This window comes from Bacillus vallismortis, from assembly GCF_040784915.1.
Lineage (GTDB): Bacteria > Bacillota > Bacilli > Bacillales > Bacillaceae > Bacillus > Bacillus subtilis_G.
On sequence record NZ_CP160797.1, the window covers coordinates 1,769,157 to 1,786,983 of the forward strand.

20 protein-coding genes are annotated in these 17,827 nt (G+C 44.2%); 19 read left to right on the forward strand and 1 reads right to left on the reverse strand.

Annotation, left to right across the window (positions count from 1 at the left end; all coding sequences use genetic code 11):
* Positions 1-8: 8 nt before the first annotated feature.
* The 7 genes from plsX (at position 9) to ftsY (ending at position 8,593) form a co-directional block, all read left to right on the forward strand.
* Positions 9-1,010 carry a phosphate acyltransferase PlsX gene (gene plsX, locus ABZM97_RS08740; protein ID WP_087992083.1) on the forward strand — a complete coding sequence of 334 codons (1,002 nt, stop codon included), beginning with the start codon at positions 9-11 and terminating at the stop codon, positions 1,008-1,010.
* 18 nt (positions 1,011-1,028) lie between these two features.
* Positions 1,029-1,982 carry an ACP S-malonyltransferase gene (gene fabD / locus ABZM97_RS08745; protein ID WP_202327687.1) on the forward strand — a complete coding sequence of 318 codons (954 nt, stop codon included), beginning with the start codon at positions 1,029-1,031 and terminating at the stop codon, positions 1,980-1,982.
* Positions 1,975-2,715, forward strand: a complete 741-nt coding sequence (fabG, locus tag ABZM97_RS08750; RefSeq protein ID WP_087992081.1) for a 3-oxoacyl-[acyl-carrier-protein] reductase — start codon at positions 1,975-1,977, stop codon at positions 2,713-2,715. The genes fabD and fabG overlap by 8 nt, the downstream gene beginning before the upstream one ends.
* 84 nt (positions 2,716-2,799) lie before the next feature.
* Entirely contained in the window at positions 2,800-3,033 is a 234-nt protein-coding gene (gene acpP, locus ABZM97_RS08755; protein ID WP_003154310.1) for an acyl carrier protein, read from the forward strand.
* 139 nt (positions 3,034-3,172) lie between these two features.
* On the forward strand, positions 3,173-3,922 hold the full coding sequence (rncS, locus tag ABZM97_RS08760) for a ribonuclease III (RefSeq protein ID WP_014113767.1): 750 nt from the start codon (positions 3,173-3,175) through the stop codon (positions 3,920-3,922).
* Between the two features lie 101 nt (positions 3,923-4,023).
* Positions 4,024-7,584, forward strand: a complete 3,561-nt coding sequence (gene smc / locus ABZM97_RS08765; RefSeq protein ID WP_087992080.1) for a chromosome segregation protein SMC — start codon at positions 4,024-4,026, stop codon at positions 7,582-7,584.
* A gap of 19 nt (positions 7,585-7,603) precedes the next feature.
* Entirely contained in the window at positions 7,604-8,593 is a 990-nt protein-coding gene (gene ftsY, locus ABZM97_RS08770) for a signal recognition particle-docking protein FtsY (RefSeq protein WP_367387392.1), read from the forward strand.
* Between the two features lie 33 nt (positions 8,594-8,626).
* Here the strand turns inward: ftsY and ABZM97_RS08775 are convergent, their stop codons facing one another.
* Positions 8,627-9,112 (reverse strand): Ig-like domain-containing protein, encoded by a 486-nt coding sequence (locus tag ABZM97_RS08775; RefSeq protein ID WP_148961842.1) that lies wholly within the window; start codon positions 9,110-9,112, stop codon positions 8,627-8,629.
* Between the two features lie 178 nt (positions 9,113-9,290).
* Between ABZM97_RS08775 and ABZM97_RS08780 the strand changes: the two genes are divergently transcribed.
* The 12 genes from ABZM97_RS08780 to ABZM97_RS08835 all read left to right on the forward strand — a co-directional run bounded on the left by ABZM97_RS08780 (position 9,291) and on the right by ABZM97_RS08835 (position 17,719).
* Complete coding sequence (locus ABZM97_RS08780) at positions 9,291-9,623, forward strand: putative DNA-binding protein (protein ID WP_087992077.1); 333 nt, start codon at positions 9,291-9,293, stop codon at positions 9,621-9,623.
* Between the two features lie 13 nt (positions 9,624-9,636).
* The gene (gene ffh / locus ABZM97_RS08785; protein ID WP_087992076.1) at positions 9,637-10,977 is read left to right on the forward strand and encodes a signal recognition particle protein; all 1,341 of its coding nucleotides are present in this window, start codon (positions 9,637-9,639) and stop codon (positions 10,975-10,977) included.
* A 105-nt stretch (positions 10,978-11,082) separates the two neighbouring features.
* Positions 11,083-11,355, forward strand: a complete 273-nt coding sequence (gene rpsP, locus ABZM97_RS08790) for a 30S ribosomal protein S16 (protein ID WP_010788590.1) — start codon at positions 11,083-11,085, stop codon at positions 11,353-11,355.
* The gene (locus ABZM97_RS08795; protein ID WP_087992075.1) at positions 11,355-11,600 is read left to right on the forward strand and encodes a KH domain-containing protein; all 246 of its coding nucleotides are present in this window, start codon (positions 11,355-11,357) and stop codon (positions 11,598-11,600) included. Before rpsP ends, ABZM97_RS08795 begins: the two co-directional genes overlap by 1 nt.
* 120 nt (positions 11,601-11,720) lie before the next feature.
* Positions 11,721-12,107, forward strand: coding sequence for a YlqD family protein (locus ABZM97_RS08800; RefSeq protein ID WP_087992074.1), 387 nt, complete (start codon positions 11,721-11,723; stop codon positions 12,105-12,107).
* Positions 12,108-12,111: 4 nt separating this feature from the next.
* Entirely contained in the window at positions 12,112-12,636 is a 525-nt protein-coding gene (rimM, locus tag ABZM97_RS08805; protein WP_087992073.1) for a ribosome maturation factor RimM, read from the forward strand.
* Complete coding sequence (gene trmD / locus ABZM97_RS08810) at positions 12,633-13,364, forward strand: tRNA (guanosine(37)-N1)-methyltransferase TrmD (protein ID WP_367387393.1); 732 nt, start codon at positions 12,633-12,635, stop codon at positions 13,362-13,364. The genes rimM and trmD overlap by 4 nt, the downstream gene beginning before the upstream one ends.
* 139 nt (positions 13,365-13,503) lie before the next feature.
* Positions 13,504-13,851, forward strand: a complete 348-nt coding sequence (gene rplS, locus ABZM97_RS08815; protein ID WP_003220825.1) for a 50S ribosomal protein L19 — start codon at positions 13,504-13,506, stop codon at positions 13,849-13,851.
* A gap of 143 nt (positions 13,852-13,994) precedes the next feature.
* Complete coding sequence (ylqF, locus tag ABZM97_RS08820; protein WP_148961838.1) at positions 13,995-14,843, forward strand: ribosome biogenesis GTPase YlqF; 849 nt, start codon at positions 13,995-13,997, stop codon at positions 14,841-14,843.
* 70 nt (positions 14,844-14,913) lie between these two features.
* Positions 14,914-15,681 (forward strand): ribonuclease HII, encoded by a 768-nt coding sequence (gene rnhB, locus ABZM97_RS08825; RefSeq protein ID WP_087992237.1) that lies wholly within the window; start codon positions 14,914-14,916, stop codon positions 15,679-15,681.
* A 29-nt stretch (positions 15,682-15,710) separates the two neighbouring features.
* Positions 15,711-17,441 (forward strand): hypothetical protein, encoded by a 1,731-nt coding sequence (locus tag ABZM97_RS08830; protein ID WP_367387394.1) that lies wholly within the window; start codon positions 15,711-15,713, stop codon positions 17,439-17,441.
* On the forward strand, positions 17,438-17,719 hold the full coding sequence (locus tag ABZM97_RS08835; RefSeq protein WP_087992069.1) for a FlhB-like flagellar biosynthesis protein: 282 nt from the start codon (positions 17,438-17,440) through the stop codon (positions 17,717-17,719). The genes ABZM97_RS08830 and ABZM97_RS08835 overlap by 4 nt, the downstream gene beginning before the upstream one ends.
* The last annotated feature ends 108 nt before the right edge of the window (positions 17,720-17,827 follow it).

Here is a 17,827-nt window from a genome sequence, read left to right on the forward strand (position 1 = left end):
GAGCATGCATGAGAATAGCTGTAGATGCAATGGGAGGAGACCACGCTCCCAAAGCTGTTATTGACGGAGTTTTAAAGGGTATAGAGGCATTTGATGATCTCCATATCACACTTGTCGGTGACAAAACAACGATAGAATCACATTTAACAACAACACCAGATCGCATCACGGTGCTGCACGCAGATGAAGTGATTGAGCCTACGGATGAACCGGTCCGCGCTGTGCGAAGAAAAAAGAACTCATCTATGGTCCTTATGGCGCAGGAAGTTGCGGAAAACAGAGCTGACGCCTGCATATCAGCAGGAAATACCGGCGCGTTAATGACAGCCGGTCTGTTTATTGTCGGCAGAATTAAAGGGATTGACCGTCCGGCGCTTGCCCCGACGCTTCCGACCATTTCAGGAGATGGATTTCTTCTCCTTGATGTCGGCGCCAATGTCGATGCCAAGCCGGAGCACCTCGCCCAATATGCCATCATGGGTTCTGTTTATTCTCAGCAAGTACGCGGTGTCACTTCACCGAGAGTCGGGCTTTTAAATGTCGGAACAGAAGATAAAAAAGGAAACGAACTGACGAAGCAGACGTTTCAATTATTAAAAGAAACAGCTAATATACATTTTATCGGAAACGTGGAAGCGCGAGACCTTTTAGATGATGTGGCGGATGTTGTAGTAACAGACGGCTTTACCGGGAATGTTACACTCAAAACGCTGGAAGGTTCTGCGTTGTCTATTTTTAAAATGATGAAGGAAGTCATGACGTCTAATTTAACATCAAAGCTCGCGGCAGCTGTGCTGAAGCCGAAGATGAAAGACATGAAAATGAAAATGGAGTATTCGAATTATGGCGGAGCAAGTCTATTTGGCTTAAAAGCCCCTGTGATCAAGGCGCACGGCTCTTCAGATTCTAATGCTGTATTTCACGCGATTCGTCAAGCAAGAGAGATGGTCAGCCAAAATGTGGCTGCGCTCATTCAGGAAGAAGTAAAAGAAGAAAAAACAGATGAGTAGTCTGGAGGTTTTTACATCATGAGTAAGATTGCATTTTTATTCCCGGGTCAGGGATCACAATTTATCGGCATGGGGAAAGAGCTTTATGAGCAGGTCCCTGCTGCAAAGCGTCTCTTTGATGAAGCGGATGAAACATTGGAAACAAAACTCAGTTCGCTGATTTTTGAAGGTGATACTGAAGAATTAACACTTACATATAATGCACAGCCTGCTTTGCTGACGACAAGCATTGCTGTTCTTGAAAAATTTAAAGAATCAGGCATTACACCTGATTTTACAGCAGGACACAGCCTTGGTGAATATTCCGCACTGGTTGCGTCTGGCGCACTGTCTTTCAAAGATGCTGTTTATACCGTCAGAAAACGCGGAGAGTTTATGAATGAAGCAGTGCCGGCTGGCGAAGGAGCCATGGCTGCGATTCTCGGCATGGATGCTGAAACATTAAAGCAAGTAACCGATAAAGTGACGGAGGAAGGTCGCCTTGTCCAGCTTGCGAATCTCAACTGCCCCGGACAAATCGTCATTTCCGGAACAGCTAAAGGGGTAGAGCTTGCATCTGAACGGGCAAAAGAGAACGGTGCAAAACGTGCGATTCCGCTTGAAGTAAGCGGCCCGTTCCATTCTGAACTAATGAAGCCAGCAGCTGAAAAGCTGAAAGAAGTATTGGACTCCTGTGACATAAATGACGCTGACGTTCCGGTCATCTCAAACGTTTCTGCTAATGTCATGACTGATAAAGCAGAAATCAAAGAGAAGCTCATTGAGCAGCTCTACTCTCCGGTTCGTTTTGAGGAAAGCATTAACAAGCTGATTGCAGAGGGTGTTACGACTTTTATTGAAATCGGCCCCGGAAAAGTGCTTTCAGGCCTTGTGAAAAAAGTAAACAGACGCTTAAAAACAATTGCTGTATCAGATCCGGAAACGATCGAGCTGGCAATTCAAACGCTTAAGGAGGAGAATGAAAATGCTTAATGACAAAACAGCTATTGTCACTGGCGCATCCCGCGGAATCGGCCGCTCAATCGCCCTTGACTTGGCAAAAAGCGGCGCAAACGTTGTCGTGAACTACTCCGGCAATGAAGCGAAAGCTAATGAAGTAGTCGATGAAATCAAATCATTGGGCAGAAAAGCAATTGCTGTCAAAGCGGATGTATCAAATCCCGAAGATGTACAAAACATGATAAAAGAAACGCTGTCTGTTTTTTCTGCGATTGACATTTTAGTTAATAACGCCGGAATTACAAGAGACAATCTCATCATGAGAATGAAAGAAGATGAATGGGATGACGTCATTAACATTAACTTAAAGGGTGTTTTCAACTGCACGAAAGCTGTTACAAGACAAATGATGAAACAGCGTTCAGGCCGTATTATTAACGTGTCGTCTATCGTAGGTGTCAGTGGAAATCCTGGACAAGCAAACTACGTGGCCGCAAAAGCCGGCGTGATCGGTTTAACAAAATCTTCTGCCAAAGAGCTCGCAAGCCGCAATATTACGGTAAATGCGATTGCGCCTGGATTTATCTCAACTGATATGACAGATAAGCTAACAAAAGATGTTCAAGACGAAATGCTGAAACAAATTCCGCTCGCGCGATTTGGCGAACCTGGCGACGTCAGCAGCGTTGTCACGTTCCTTGCTTCTGAGGGAGCTCGTTATATGACAGGCCAAACGCTTCATATTGACGGCGGAATGGTGATGTAAGTTTTTTTCTCGAAAATTTCATCATAGTTTCTCTAGTTTTTTAAAAACGAATCCACTATAATACTTGAGGGGAGGTGAATTGCTATGGCAGATACATTAGAGCGTGTAACGAAAATCATCGTAGATCGCCTTGGCGTTGATGAAGCAGACGTCAAACTTGAAGCTTCTTTCAAGGAAGACTTAGGTGCTGATTCCCTAGATGTAGTTGAGCTTGTTATGGAACTTGAAGACGAGTTTGATATGGAAATTTCTGACGAAGATGCTGAAAAGATTGCAACAGTCGGCGACGCTGTGAACTACATACAAAACCAGCAATAAGCTGATGCTAAAAGTCCCGCCGAAACGCGGGGCTTTAGCCCTTTATTCGTGCAGTTATTACAGCATGCCGCTTTTACGCGCGCTGTATCCGGTTTAGTCAGAGAAGCGCGGTGAACCTGATGTGCCTATGGAGGTTACTATGTCAAAACACTCACATTATAAAGATAAAAAAAAGTTCTATAAAAAAGTAGAACAATTTAAAGAGTTTCAAGAACGGATTTCGGTTCACTTTCAAAATGAAAAGCTTTTGTATCAAGCATTTACACATTCATCTTATGTGAATGAGCATCGGAAAAAGCCGTATGAAGATAATGAAAGGCTTGAATTTTTAGGTGACGCTGTTTTGGAACTGACCATCTCCAGATTCTTATTTGCCAAGTACCCGGCTATGAGTGAAGGAGATTTGACGAAATTGAGAGCCGCGATTGTATGCGAACCGTCTCTCGTTTCATTGGCTCACGAACTGTCATTCGGCGACCTTGTCCTATTGGGTAAAGGTGAGGAAATGACAGGCGGAAGAAAGCGTCCCGCTCTATTGGCGGATGTTTTTGAGGCATTTATCGGAGCCTTGTATCTTGATCAGGGATTAGAGCCGGTCGAAAGTTTCTTAAAAGTCTATGTGTTCCCTAAAATTAACGATGGTGCTTTTTCTCATGTGATGGATTTCAAAAGCCAGCTGCAGGAATACGTGCAGCGGGACGGCAAAGGCTCTCTGGAGTATAAAATCTCCAACGAAAAAGGGCCTGCGCACAACCGTGAATTTGAAGCCATCGTATCTCTAAAAGGTGAACCACTCGGAGTCGGAAACGGCCGTTCAAAGAAAGAAGCCGAACAGCACGCTGCTCAGGAAGCTTTAGCTAAATTGCAAAAACACCATACGAGACAATAAAATCCCCCTTATCATTCAGGGGGATTTCAGTATGTATGCCGTCTTATTTCATCCATGTTTTATGATAGAATTGAAATACTTATTACATAAGGAGGATCGCTATGTTCCTCAAACGCTTAGACGTTATAGGATTTAAATCGTTTGCAGAACGGATTTCCGTAGATTTTGTAAAAGGCGTTACAGCGGTTGTCGGTCCAAACGGGAGCGGAAAAAGCAATATTACAGATGCCATTCGCTGGGTTCTTGGAGAGCAATCGGCACGGTCTCTTCGCGGCGGAAAAATGGAAGATATCATTTTTGCCGGCAGTGATTCGAGAAAGCGATTAAACCTAGCTGAAGTTACACTTACTCTTGATAATGATGATCATTTCTTGCCGATTGACTTCCATGAGGTCAGTGTTACAAGACGTGTATACAGATCAGGCGAGAGTGAGTTTCTGATTAACAATCAGCAGTGCCGCTTAAAAGATATTATTGATTTATTTATGGACTCTGGTCTAGGTAAAGAAGCATTTTCTATTATCAGCCAAGGGAAAGTGGAAGAGATCCTGAGCAGCAAAGCGGAGGATCGCCGCAGTATCTTTGAAGAAGCCGCCGGGGTGCTTAAATATAAAACGAGAAAGAAAAAAGCAGAAAATAAACTGTTTGAGACACAGGACAATTTAAACCGGGTAGAAGATATATTACATGAGCTTGAAGGACAGGTTGAACCCCTTAAAATTCAAGCTTCAATCGCGAAAGACTATCTGGAGAAAAAGAAAGAGCTGGAGCATGTTGAAATTGCGCTGACTGCCTATGATATCGAAGAGCTGCATGGCAAATGGTCAACGCTTAAAGAGAAAGTGCAGCTCGCAAAGGAAGAAGAGCTCGCTGAATCGTCTGCAATTTCTGCGAAAGAAGCGAAAATTGAAGATGCGAGAGACAAAATTCAAGCGCTGGATGAATCAGTAGATGAGCTCCAGCAGGTCTTATTGGTGACGAGTGAAGAGCTGGAAAAGCTTGAAGGCCGTAAAGAAGTCCTGAAAGAACGCAAGAAAAACGCTGTGCAAAACCAAGAACAGCTGGAAGAAGCCATCGTTCAGTTTCAGCAAAAAGAAACGGTGCTGAAAGAAGAGCTTGCGAAGCAGGAAGCTGTCTTCGAAACGCTTCAGGCAGAGGTGAAACAGTTAAGAGCTCAGGTAAAAGAAAAGCAACAGGCTCTCAGTCTTCACAATGAAAATGTCGAAGAGAAGATCGAGCAGCTGAAAAGCGATTACTTTGAGCTGTTAAACAGCCAGGCTTCGATACGCAACGAGCTCCAGCTGCTGGATGACCAGATGTCCCAATCCGCTGTCACATTACAGAGGCTTGCAGACAACAATGAAAAGCATCTTCAGGAACGGCGCGATATTTCTGCGCGAAAAGCCGCATGTGAAACGGAGTTTGCCCGAATTGAGCAGGAGATGCACAGCCAAGTCGGCGCATATCGTGACATGCAGACAAAATATGAGCAGAAAAAGCGCCAATACGAAAAAAATGAATCCGCTTTGTATCAGGCATACCAATACGTTCAGCAAGCGAGATCGAAAAAGGACATGCTTGAGACGATGCAGGGTGATTTCTCCGGCTTTTATCAAGGTGTTAAAGAAGTGCTGAAAGTGAAGGAGCGCCTTGGCGGGATTCGCGGAGCGGTCCTTGAGCTGATGTCAACAGACCGAAAGTATGAAACGGCCATTGAAATTGCGCTCGGCGCTTCTGCCCAGCATGTCGTGACCGACGATGAACAGTCTGCCCGCAAAGCGATTCAATATTTAAAACAGAATTCCTTCGGCCGGGCGACGTTTCTGCCTCTTTCTGTCATCAGAGACCGCCAGCTTCAAAGCCGGGACGCGGAAACAGCAGCGCAGCATTCGTCATTTCTCGGGGTTGCCAGTGAACTTGTCACATTTGATCCTGCGTATCGGCGCATCATCCAGAATCTTCTTGGAACCGTGCTGATCACAGAGGATTTAAAGGGGGCAAATGAGCTTGCGAAGCTTCTCGGCCACCGGTACCGCATCGTAACCCTTGAGGGAGATGTCGTGAATCCGGGTGGTTCAATGACGGGCGGAGCGGTTAAAAAGAAAAATAACTCGCTGCTTGGAAGAAGCCGTGAGCTTGAAGATGTGAGCAAACGGCTCATTGAAATGGAAGAGAAAACAGCACTGCTTGAACAAGAAGTCAAAACACTTAAGCAATCCCTTCAGGATATAGAGAATAAACTGGCTGATTTAAGAGAAACAGGGGAAAGCTTGAGATTAAAGCAGCAGGATGTAAAAGGCCAGCTGTACGAACTTCAAGTTGCCGAAAAAAATATCAACACCCATTTAGAGCTCTATGATCAAGAAAAATCCGCTCTGTTAGAAAGCGATGAAGAGAAGAAAACGCGCAAACGCAAGCTGGAAGAAGAGCTTTCTGCCGTATCCGAAAAGATGAAGCAGCTTGAAGAGGACATGGACAGACTGACAAAACAAAAACAAACGCAATCAACAACGAAAGAGTCTCTCTCCAATGAGCTTACCGAGCTGAAGATCACAGCGGCCAAAAAAGAGCAGGCATGCCAGGGTGAAGAGGACAACCTTGACAGACTAAAGAAAGAGCTCGCAGAAACAGAGTTTGCGTTAAAAGAAGCGAAAGAAGACTTGAGCTTCTTAACGTCAGAGATGTCATCAAGCTCCAGCGGCGAAGAAAAGCTTGAAGAAGCTGCAAAACATAAATTGAATGACAAAACGAAAACGATCGAACTGATTGCGTTAAGACGCGACCAGCGTATCAAGCTTCAGCATGGGCTTGATACGTATGAGCGTGAGCTGAAAGAAATGAAACGGCTGTATAAACAAAAAACAACGCTCTTAAAAGATGAAGAGGTCAAACTGGGCCGGATGGAAGTTGAGCTTGATAATTTGCTTCAGTACTTGCGGGAGGAATACAGCTTGTCCTTTGAGGGGGCAAAAGAGACATATCAGCTTGAAGCAGATCCAGAGGAAGCCAGAAAGCGCGTGAAGCTGATTAAACTCGCAATCGAAGAGCTGGGTGCTGTAAACCTCGGAAGCATAGATGAGTTTGAGAGGGTCAACGAACGGTATAAGTTTCTGTCAGAACAAAAAGAAGATTTGACAGAAGCGAAAAATACCTTGTTCCAAGTGATTGAAGAAATGGATGAAGAAATGACGAAACGCTTTAACGACACATTCGTCCAAATCCGCTCACATTTTGATCAAGTCTTCCGTTCCTTATTCGGAGGAGGACGAGCTGAACTAAGGCTCACCGATCCGAACGATCTGCTTCACTCAGGAGTCGAGATTATCGCACAGCCGCCGGGGAAAAAATTGCAAAACTTAAACCTTCTGTCAGGCGGAGAGCGTGCGCTTACTGCTATAGCGCTCTTATTCTCAATCTTAAAGGTTCGTCCTGTGCCGTTTTGCGTCCTTGACGAAGTAGAGGCTGCGCTTGACGAAGCGAATGTCTTCCGATTTGCGCAGTATTTAAAAAAATACAGCAGCGATACCCAGTTTATCGTGATTACCCACAGAAAAGGGACGATGGAGGAAGCGGATGTGCTATACGGCGTAACCATGCAGGAATCCGGTGTTTCAAAGGTAATTTCAGTTAAGCTGGAAGAAACAAAAGAATTCGTACAGTAACGAGGAAAGAGGGTAAAAGATGAGCTTTTTTAAAAAATTAAAAGAGAAAATCACAAAACAGACAGATTCCGTATCTGAAAAGTTTAAGGATGGCCTTGAAAAAACAAGAAACTCCTTTCAAACCAAAGTGAATGATCTTGTATCCCGTTACCGTAAAGTGGATGAGGATTTCTTTGAAGAACTTGAAGAGGTTCTTATCAGCGCGGATGTCGGCTTTACAACCGTTATGGAATTAATAGATGAGCTGAAAACAGAAGTGAAACGCAGAAATATTCAAGATCCGATGGAAGTCCAGTCTGTTATTTCTGAGAAACTGGTCGAGATTTATAACAGCGGAGATGAGCAAATTTCTGAGTTGAACATTCAGGATGGGCGTTTAAATGTCATCCTTCTGGTAGGTGTAAACGGAGTCGGCAAAACGACAACAATCGGAAAGCTTGCCCATAAATTGAAGCAAGAAGGGAAATCTGTCGTACTTGCTGCCGGAGACACATTTAGAGCGGGCGCCATTGAACAGCTGGAAGTATGGGGAGAGCGTACGGGAGTGCCTGTCATTAAGCAGACGGCCGGAAGCGATCCTGCGGCTGTTATCTATGATGCTGTCCATGCTGCGAAAGCAAGAAACGCTGATATATTAATCTGTGATACAGCAGGGCGTCTCCAAAACAAAGTAAACCTGATGAAAGAGCTTGAAAAAGTGAAGCGCGTCATCGAAAGAGAAGTGCCTGAAGCGCCGCATGAGGTGCTGCTTGCTCTTGATGCCACAACCGGACAAAACGCGATGGCGCAGGCGAAAGAGTTTTCTAAAGCAACAAACGTTACAGGCATTGCTTTAACGAAGCTTGACGGTACGGCAAAAGGCGGTATTGTCCTTGCGATCCGCAACGAGCTTCACATCCCGGTTAAACTAGTCGGGTTAGGTGAAAAAGTTGATGATCTCCAGGGATTTAACGCTGAATCGTATGTATACGGCCTGTTTTCAGATTTAGTTGAGAAAGCCGAGGATTAAGAAAAAGGCCCCTAAAAAGGCCTTTTTCTTTTATTATCTTCTTACTTGATAGGCGAAATGATAAAGGCTGTTATCAGTGGATACCAGTCTCGAATCTCCTGAATAAGCTCTAAAAGGGATGATGTCATAGTAATGAACGGAAACAGATGTGTAATACGTATAGTACCCAGCAGCTGGTCCCAAATACATTGGAACCTCAAACGTTCCGTTTTCATCGGTTGTTCCTGAAGCTGTTTTTGTTGTATTTCCGACTTTCGTATCTGCTTCAAATCTTACTGGAGCGTTTGGCACCGGCTGTCCGTTTTGGTCGAGCAATTTGCCGCTTATGGTGATATTGTACTTCACTCGCCAAAATTGACCTTGACCGTAATTGATTTTACCGTAAACCCCTCCATCTGTGCTGATATTTGTGATTGTAGCCTTATAAGGCGCCTCAGCAGCGTCTGCTTGTTGTGCTGGGACAATGATTGTAAACACAGCTGCCAAGCACAGCATAAACAATAAACCGATTTTTTTCATGAAAAATCCTCCTTTTAAATAGGGTTCATATACAATATCGGAATAAATTGGGTGATATTTAGTGTATTTTGGAAAAAATAATCATTGCTATGACAAGATAAAAACTTGACAGTCTCCGTAAAACCGTGTAAACTAAGTTATCGTAAAGGGATTTGACTTAACAAAGGGGAGAGCTCAAATGTCACTCGAAAAGACAACGAGAATGAATTATCTGTTTGATTTTTATCAGTCGTTGTTGACGTCAAAACAGAAGAGCTATATGTCGCTTTATTATTTGGACGATTTCTCCCTAGGCGAAATAGCCGAAGAATATGAGGTTTCAAGACAAGCTGTTTATGATAACATCAAACGAACAGAAGCGATGCTTGAACAATATGAAGAAAAGCTGCTCCTTTTGAAAAAGTTTCAGGAGCGTAAAGAGATGTTTAATAAGCTGAAGGAGCTTGCTTCCGGTTCAAAAGAAGAGGAAGAACTTACAGCTCTGATTGAAGCGCTTGAGAAATTAGATTAGGAGGCGGCAAACTATGGCATTTGAAGGATTAGCCGACCGACTGCAGCAGACGATTTCCAAAATCCGCGGAAAAGGGAAAGTCAGTGAACAAGATGTAAAAGATATGATGCGTGAGGTTCGTCTTGCGCTGCTTGAGGCTGACGTTAACTTTAAAGTAGTCAAGGATTTTGTCAAGAAAGTAAGTGAACGCGCTGTAGGCCAAGACGTCATGAAAAGTCTGACGCCCGGCCAGCAGGTCATTAAAGTTGTTAAAGAGGAACTGACTGAGCTGATGGGCGGCGAAGAGAGCAAAATCGCCACCGCGAAAAGGCCGCCGACTGTTATTATGATGGTCGGTCTCCAGGGTGCCGGTAAAACGACAACAAGCGGTAAGCTTGCGAATCTGCTGCGCAAAAAGCATAATCGCAAACCGATGCTGGTTGCTGCCGATATTTACCGCCCAGCCGCCATTAAGCAGCTGGAAACACTTGGCAAACAGCTTGACATGCCTGTTTTCTCACTTGGTGATCAGGTCAGTCCTGTAGAAATAGCTAAACAGGCTATTGAAAAAGCCAAGGAAGAACATTATGACTATGTCATTTTGGATACGGCAGGCCGCTTGCATATTGACCATGAATTGATGGATGAACTGACCAGTGTGAAGGAAATCGCGAATCCGGAAGAAATCTTCCTGGTTGTCGATTCAATGACCGGTCAGGACGCTGTAAATGTAGCCCAAAGCTTTAATGAACAGCTCGGTTTAACCGGTGTTGTGCTGACTAAGCTTGATGGAGACACACGCGGAGGTGCTGCGCTTTCTATTCGCGCGGTCACAAACACGCCGATTAAGTTCGCCGGTTTAGGCGAAAAGCTTGATGCGCTAGAATCGTTCCATCCTGAACGCATGGCATCAAGGATTCTCGGCATGGGCGACGTGCTGACATTGATTGAAAAAGCACAGGCCAGCGTCGATGAAGATAAAGCCAAAGAGCTGGAACAAAAAATGAGAACAATGAGCTTCACATTGGACGATTTTCTGGAGCAGCTCGGGCAGGTCAGAAACATGGGGCCGCTTGATGAGCTTCTGCAAATGATGCCGGGTGCAGGTAAAATGAAAGGCCTGAAAAACATCCAAGTTGATGAAAAACAGCTGAATCATGTGGAAGCAATCATTAAATCAATGACTGTTCGTGAAAAAGAACAGCCGGATATCATCAATGCCAGCCGGCGGAAGCGGATTGCGAAAGGAAGCGGGACATCCGTGCAGGAAGTCAACCGTCTGCTTAAGCAGTTTGACGAAATGAAAAAAATGATGAAGCAGATGACAAACATGTCAAAAGGCAAGAAAAAAGGGTTTAAGCTACCTTTTATGTAATCGGTTATACATGATAAAACCGTTGTTAAGAAAAAACACTTTACAAACACTTTTATCATTGTTAATATACTATCTTGTTGAAATATTTTCGGAGGTGCTAGTAAAATGGCAGTAAAAATTCGTTTAAAACGTATGGGATCAAAAAGATCTCCTTTCTATCGTATTGTTGTAGCAGATTCTCGTTCACCACGTGACGGCCGTTTCATCGAAACAGTCGGAACTTACAATCCGGTTGTAAAACCAGCAGAAGTGAAAATTGATGAAGAGCTTGCTCTTAAATGGCTTCAAACTGGAGCTAAACCTTCTGACACAGTTCGTAACTTGTTCTCGAACCAAGGAATCATGGAAAAATTCCACAACGCTAAACAAGGCAAGTAATGACTGATCAACACTTGGAAGATTTGATTGTCAAAATTGTGACGCCGCTTGTTGATCATCCAGATGACATTCGCATCACAAGAGAAGAAACCGATCAAAAGATTGCGCTGCGCTTATCTGTCCATAAGTCAGATACCGGTAAAGTTATCGGAAAGCAAGGCCGGACTGCAAAAGCGATTCGAACAGCTGTATTTGCAGCTGGCGCACAGTCTTCTAAGAAAGTTCAATTTGAGATATTTGACTAAAAGGGAGAGGGCCGGCACCTCCCCTTTTTTTACACGCAAAAAAAGGGTAAACTGATAGAAGCTTAGGTGAAATTGAAAACCTGAGCGACAAAAAGTTTTAAAAGCGGGGAGCTTGGTGCGATGCAAATTATTCACCGTGTAGCCGTTATGCAAGTCTTAACCGAGCGCAGCAAGGAAAAGCTTTTAGCTTCTTTTGCCGACAAGAAACAAATGCTTGAACGAGAATGCAGCCAGCTCTATTTTCAGCTTAGAAAACATGAGAAAGAACAGCAAAATCCAGATATGATTGAACAATTTAAAAAGGCAATAGAAAAGCGAAAAGATAACATAAAAATAATCGATTTTCAAATTGCTCAAGTACATACATTGCCGCTTGGCAGTGAGATGAAAGAAAAGGAAGTCGATGCGCTGCTGACAATTGAAGCCGGGGATAACTGGCATGAGAAAACAGCGGCAAACACCATCGTCATAAAAGACGGACAAGTAATTGAAATTCGCCAGAGGTGATGATATGACAAAGCGATGGTTTAACGTAGGTAAGATCGTAAATACCCACGGAATTAAAGGCGAAGTGCGGGTGATTTCGAAAACAGATTTTGCCGAAGAACGGTACAAGCCGGGCAACACGCTGTATCTGTTTATAGACGGACGTAACGAGCCCGTGGAAGTAACGGTGAACACGCACAGACTGCATAAACAATTTCATTTGCTGCAGTTTAAAGAAAGACAAAGCATGAATGAAGTGGAAGAACTGAAAAACGCGATCATTAAAGTTCCTGAAGAAGATTTAGGAGAGCTGAATGCGGGAGAATTTTATTTCCACGAAATCATTGGGTGTGAAGTATTTACCGAAGACGGCCAACTAATCGGAAAGGTTAAAGAAATTTTGACACCTGGAGCTAATGACGTATGGGTCATCGGGAGAAAAGGGAAAAAAGACGCGCTGATTCCTTACATTGAATCAGTGGTCAAACATATCGATGTCAGCGAAAAGAAAATTGAGGTTGAACTTATGGAAGGATTAATAGACGAATGAAAATCGACTTTTTGACACTGTTTCCCGAAATGTTTGAAGGCGTGCTCGGTTCATCGATTCTTCAAAAAGCGCAGGATAAAGAAGCGGTGCAGTTTCAAGTCGTAAATTTCCGGGAGTATTCTGATAACAAGCATAATACTGTTGATGATTATCCTTATGGCGGCGGGGCAGGCATGGTTCTCAAGCCTCAGCCTGTTTTTGACGCGGTCGAGGGCCTGACATCAAAGGCAGCCGCTGCTCCGCGTATTATTCTCGTCTGCCCGCAAGGTGAACGCTTTACCCAAAAAAAAGCCGAACAATTAGCGAAGGAAGAGCATTTGCTGTTCATTTGCGGCCACTATGAAGGCTACGATGAACGCATTCGCGAGCATCTGGTGACGGATGAAATATCCATTGGCGATTTTGTTCTGACCGGCGGTGAGCTCCCTGCAATGATGATTGCCGACAGTGTGGTTAGACTGCTTCCGGGTGTGCTGGGCAAAGAGGCTTCCCATATTGAGGATTCATTCAGCACCGGCCTTTTAGAGCACCCGCATTATACAAGACCGGCGGATTACAAAGGTTTAAAAGTGCCTGAAACGCTTCTATCAGGAAACCATGCGAAAATCAACGAATGGCGGAATAAAGAATCGATCAGAAGAACCTATGCAAGACGCCCGGATCTTCTGAAAGACTATCCGCTTACAGAGCAGCAAAGAAAATGGATTTCTGAATGGGAAAAAGAATAGATTTTATTGCATAGACTATGAAATTGTGATAAGATACTACTTGTGGCTTAAGCGGGCTTATCCGCTTTAAGCTTGAAAACGATGTTCCGCTGTGCCGGGTTTTGTGGCCAAGAGCATCTGTTGGAAGGAGTTGAAAACGATGCAAAAACTAATTGAAGATATCACAAAAGAACAACTTCGTACTGATCTTCCTGCGTTCCGTCCTGGTGACACTTTACGTGTACACGTTAAAGTTGTTGAGGGTAACCGTGAGCGTATTCAGATCTTTGAAGGTGTTGTGATCAAGCGTCGTGGTGGTGGAATCAGCGAAACGTTCACAGTTCGTAAGATTTCTTACGGTGTTGGCGTTGAACGTACTTTCCCTGTACACACACCAAAAATCGCGAAAATCGAAGTTGTACGTTACGGTAAAGTACGCCGTGCTAAGCTTTACTACCTGCGTGAACTTCGCGGAAAAGCGGCTCGTATTAAAGAGATCAGACGATAATGATAACGAACGAAAAGAGCTTGTTACCTGTAACAAGCTCTTTTTTTATACACAATTTGAAAATGCCGGACAGGCATCGTAAAATACATAAAGGACAACAAAGAATTATGCATACTGAGAGATAAAGGCGGTGTTCGTGTCACATGACAATTCAATGGTTCCCGGGCCATATGGCAAAGGCAAGAAGGGAAGTAACCGAAAAATTAAAATTAATCGATATTGTATATGAATTGGTAGATGCCAGAATTCCTATGTCATCAAGAAACCCAATGATTGAGGACATTCTAAAAAATAAGCCGAGAATTATGCTGTTAAACAAGGCTGACAAAGCAGATGCGGCAGTTACGCAGCAATGGAAACAGCACTTTGAGAATCAGGGGATTCGATCTCTGTCCATTAATTCGGTAAACGGACAAGGCTTAAATCAAATTGTGCCTGCGTCAAAAGAGATCCTCCAAGAAAAATTTGACCGGATGAGGGCGAAAGGCGTGAAGCCTAGAGCAATTCGCGCTTTGATTATCGGTATTCCAAACGTCGGAAAATCAACACTTATCAACCGGCTGGCAAAGAAAAACATAGCAAAAACGGGAGACAGACCTGGTATTACGACATCTCAGCAGTGGGTCAAAGTCGGGAAAGAATTAGAGCTCTTAGACACACCGGGGATTTTATGGCCTAAATTTGAAGACGAGCTTGTTGGCTTAAGGCTGGCAATCACCGGGGCTATTAAAGACACAATTCTCAATCTGCAGGACGTGGCTGTGTTTGGTCTTCGTTTTCTCGAAGAACATTATCCTGAACGGCTTAAAGAGCGTTACAGCCTTGATGAGATCCCAGAGGACATTGCAGAGCTGTTTGATGCAATAGGTGAAAAGCGCGGCTGTCTCATGAGCGGAGGGCTTATTAACTACGATAAAACGACTGAAGTCATCATTCGCGATATCCGCACTGAAAAGTTCGGCAGGCTGTCATTTGAACAGCCCGCTAAGTAAAGGCGCGCAGAAATGCGGGTCTTTATTTTTTCCTGACCGATCCGATACATACAGTAAGGGAGAAGAGAAAGTGAATACATTAACCGTAAAGGACATTAAAGACCGTTTGCAGGAAGTGAAGGATGGACAAGACCCATTTCTTGCCCAATGCGTAAACGATCCGAGAAAGAGCGTTCAAACGCTTGTAGAGCAATGGCTTAAAAAGCAGGCGAAAGAAAAAGCGCTGAAAGAACAATGGCTGAATATGACTTCCTATGAAAGGCTGGCAAGAAACAAAGGATTTCGCTTGATCGCAGGTGTTGACGAGGTCGGCCGGGGGCCATTGGCAGGACCTGTTGTCGCCAGCGCAGTCATTCTTCCGGAGGAATGTGAAATACTTGGGCTGACAGACTCCAAAAAACTTTCAGAAAAAAAGCGTGATGAATATTACGAACTTATTATGAAAGAAGCACTGGCGGTCGGAATAGGAATTGTAGAAGCCTCTGTGATTGATGAAATCAATATATATGAGGCTTCAAAGATGGCAATGGTGAAAGCGATACAGGATTTGCCAGATACACCTGATTATTTGCTTGTTGACGCAATGACACTGCCGCTCGACACGGCTCAGTCCTCAATTATAAAAGGTGATGCCAAAAGCGTGTCTATTGCGGCAGGTGCGTGTATCGCGAAAGTAACAAGAGACCGGATGATGAGCGCCTATGCCGAAACCTACCCCATGTATGGCTTTGAAAAAAATAAAGGCTATGGGACAAAAGAGCATCTTGAAGCTCTCGCTGCATACGGCCCAACTGAATTGCACCGCAAAACTTTCGCTCCTGTTCAATCTATCAGTTAAATCAATGGACAAGGAGGCACCTCTTGTAAATGAATATACGAAATGATGTGCAAAAGGCGCTGCAGCACCTTTTTAAAAATACAGTAATCCCGAAGGAATCAGCAAATGTCAGCGAAGCGCAAAACGGGGAGAAGCGTCTTCTTTTAGGAAAAGTGCTTCGTTTATTAGGAGATCAGCATGCGCTGATCCAAGTCGGCAATCAAACTGTCCAGGGAAAACTTGAAACCCAGCTTCGTCCTCAGGCGTACTATTGGTTTTCCTACGAAAAAAAAACGGCAGAACAAACAGGCCGCCTTCAGGTCGTTCAAAGCTTTAACCAAAATCCCAAAACCATTCAGGAAGCAGCCGGAAAGCTTCTGAATGCCATATCAGTAAAGCCGTCAAACGCTGCTCTAATGATGACAGGAGCAATGCTCAAGAGCAAAACACCCGTAACAGAAAATGATATCAAAACAGCTGTCCGCTGGATGGATGCGCTGCCTGCGTCAGACACAAAAAAAGCGATTGAAACGGTTCTGTTCGCTTTAAAGCGTGAATTACCCATTCACCCCGAGGTTTTGAGCGGTGTTCATGCTGTAAAATCGCCTGTTCCGCTGCATCAGCACGTATCTCAACTGCTTCAGGCTATTAACCAAAACCCTCAGCAGAGCCAAATGATGACAAAGCTCAAAGAAGCAATTACAACACTTTTTAATAGCGAAATCGATGTTCATGCAGAACGTCTGATCGATAAGCTTGTCTCTATAACGGACAATACCAAAGCGCCTTCTTCAGGCAATACAGCCGGAAATAGGGAGCTTAGCGCACCATCCGGCTCTCTCGAAAAGGCCAGTTTGCCGCCTGTAAACCACACAGCAGAACAGAGAGGCGTACAAGGAGAGCCAGCTAAAACCGCAGCAGACATTCCAATCAAAGAAGCCCGGCAGTTACTGACAAAGCTGACGGAATCTGCTGAAAAAAACAGTCTTCAAATTGTGAAAGAAGCAGCAAATTGGATGAAAGCGGCTGCTTCAACGGGTGACAGTAAGTCACCTGCCGCTTCAGCTGTTTTACAGGCTGCACAAGTCACAGATCAGGAAGCCGAAGTCTTTTTAAAGGCTGTTCAGCATACAGCGCCTAGTTTAGCTGATAAGGCAGATGTTCTTTCTTTCTTAACCAAAGTGAAGATGGCAATCGGCGCAAGGGACGAGCTTGCATTCATTAAAGCGTTTGAACAAGGAAGCGCGGTCACCCCTGATGAAATACAATCCATCAAGCTGGCTCTTCAGGCCGCAAGAGGGTCGCATGAGGTAGCCGAACCTGTCAAACGGGAAGCCGATCAGCTTTTTCACAAATTAAACGGCCAGCTTTTTATGCAGCAGGACCATCCGTCATACAGCCAAATTGTAATGTCATTTCCGCTGTTCTCGAAGTCAGGGGTTCAGGATATGACCGTTCTGTTTAAAGGAAAGAAAGAAGCGGATGGGAAGCTGGATCCCTCCCATTGCCGTCTTTTGTTTTTGCTGCAGTTGGATACGTTAAAAGAAACAGTCGTTGATTGCTTGATACAGCAAAAAGTCATGACCATTACAATTGAGACTGATTTCGATCTTCAGGCTGCAATCGATCCGATGGTGCCTGCACTTAAACAGGGTCTTATGGAAATGGGGTACAGTCTTTCAGGTGTAAACGCTAAAAAAAGGATTCACACCGAAGAGAAGGCTGCAATTGATCAATATGTAACTAGCATCAGTGATCAGGAAGTGGATGTGAAAATATGAAAGAGCAGACGCCGGTCAGAAAAGCGATGGCTCTCCATTATGATGAACGAAAAGACAGGGCGCCGAGAGTGGTTGCGACAGGAAAGGGCCATGTAGCCGACAACATTATCAAAGAAGCGAAAAATGCAGGGGTCCCGATTCAAGAAGATCGGACCCTTGTCGAATTAATGCGCCATTTGACTGTGGATGATCAAATCCCGGAAGCTCTTTATGAAACGGTAGCCGAGATTTTTTCGTTCATTTACAGATTGGACGAAAGCGTAAAAAACAAAAAATAACGATAATATTCCCCATCCTCTGTTTGAAATTTATGTTTTTAATAAAATAAAAGTTTGAATGTTAAGAAGGATTTAAAGATTTTGCATCGAACTCTAGACAATTCTTCC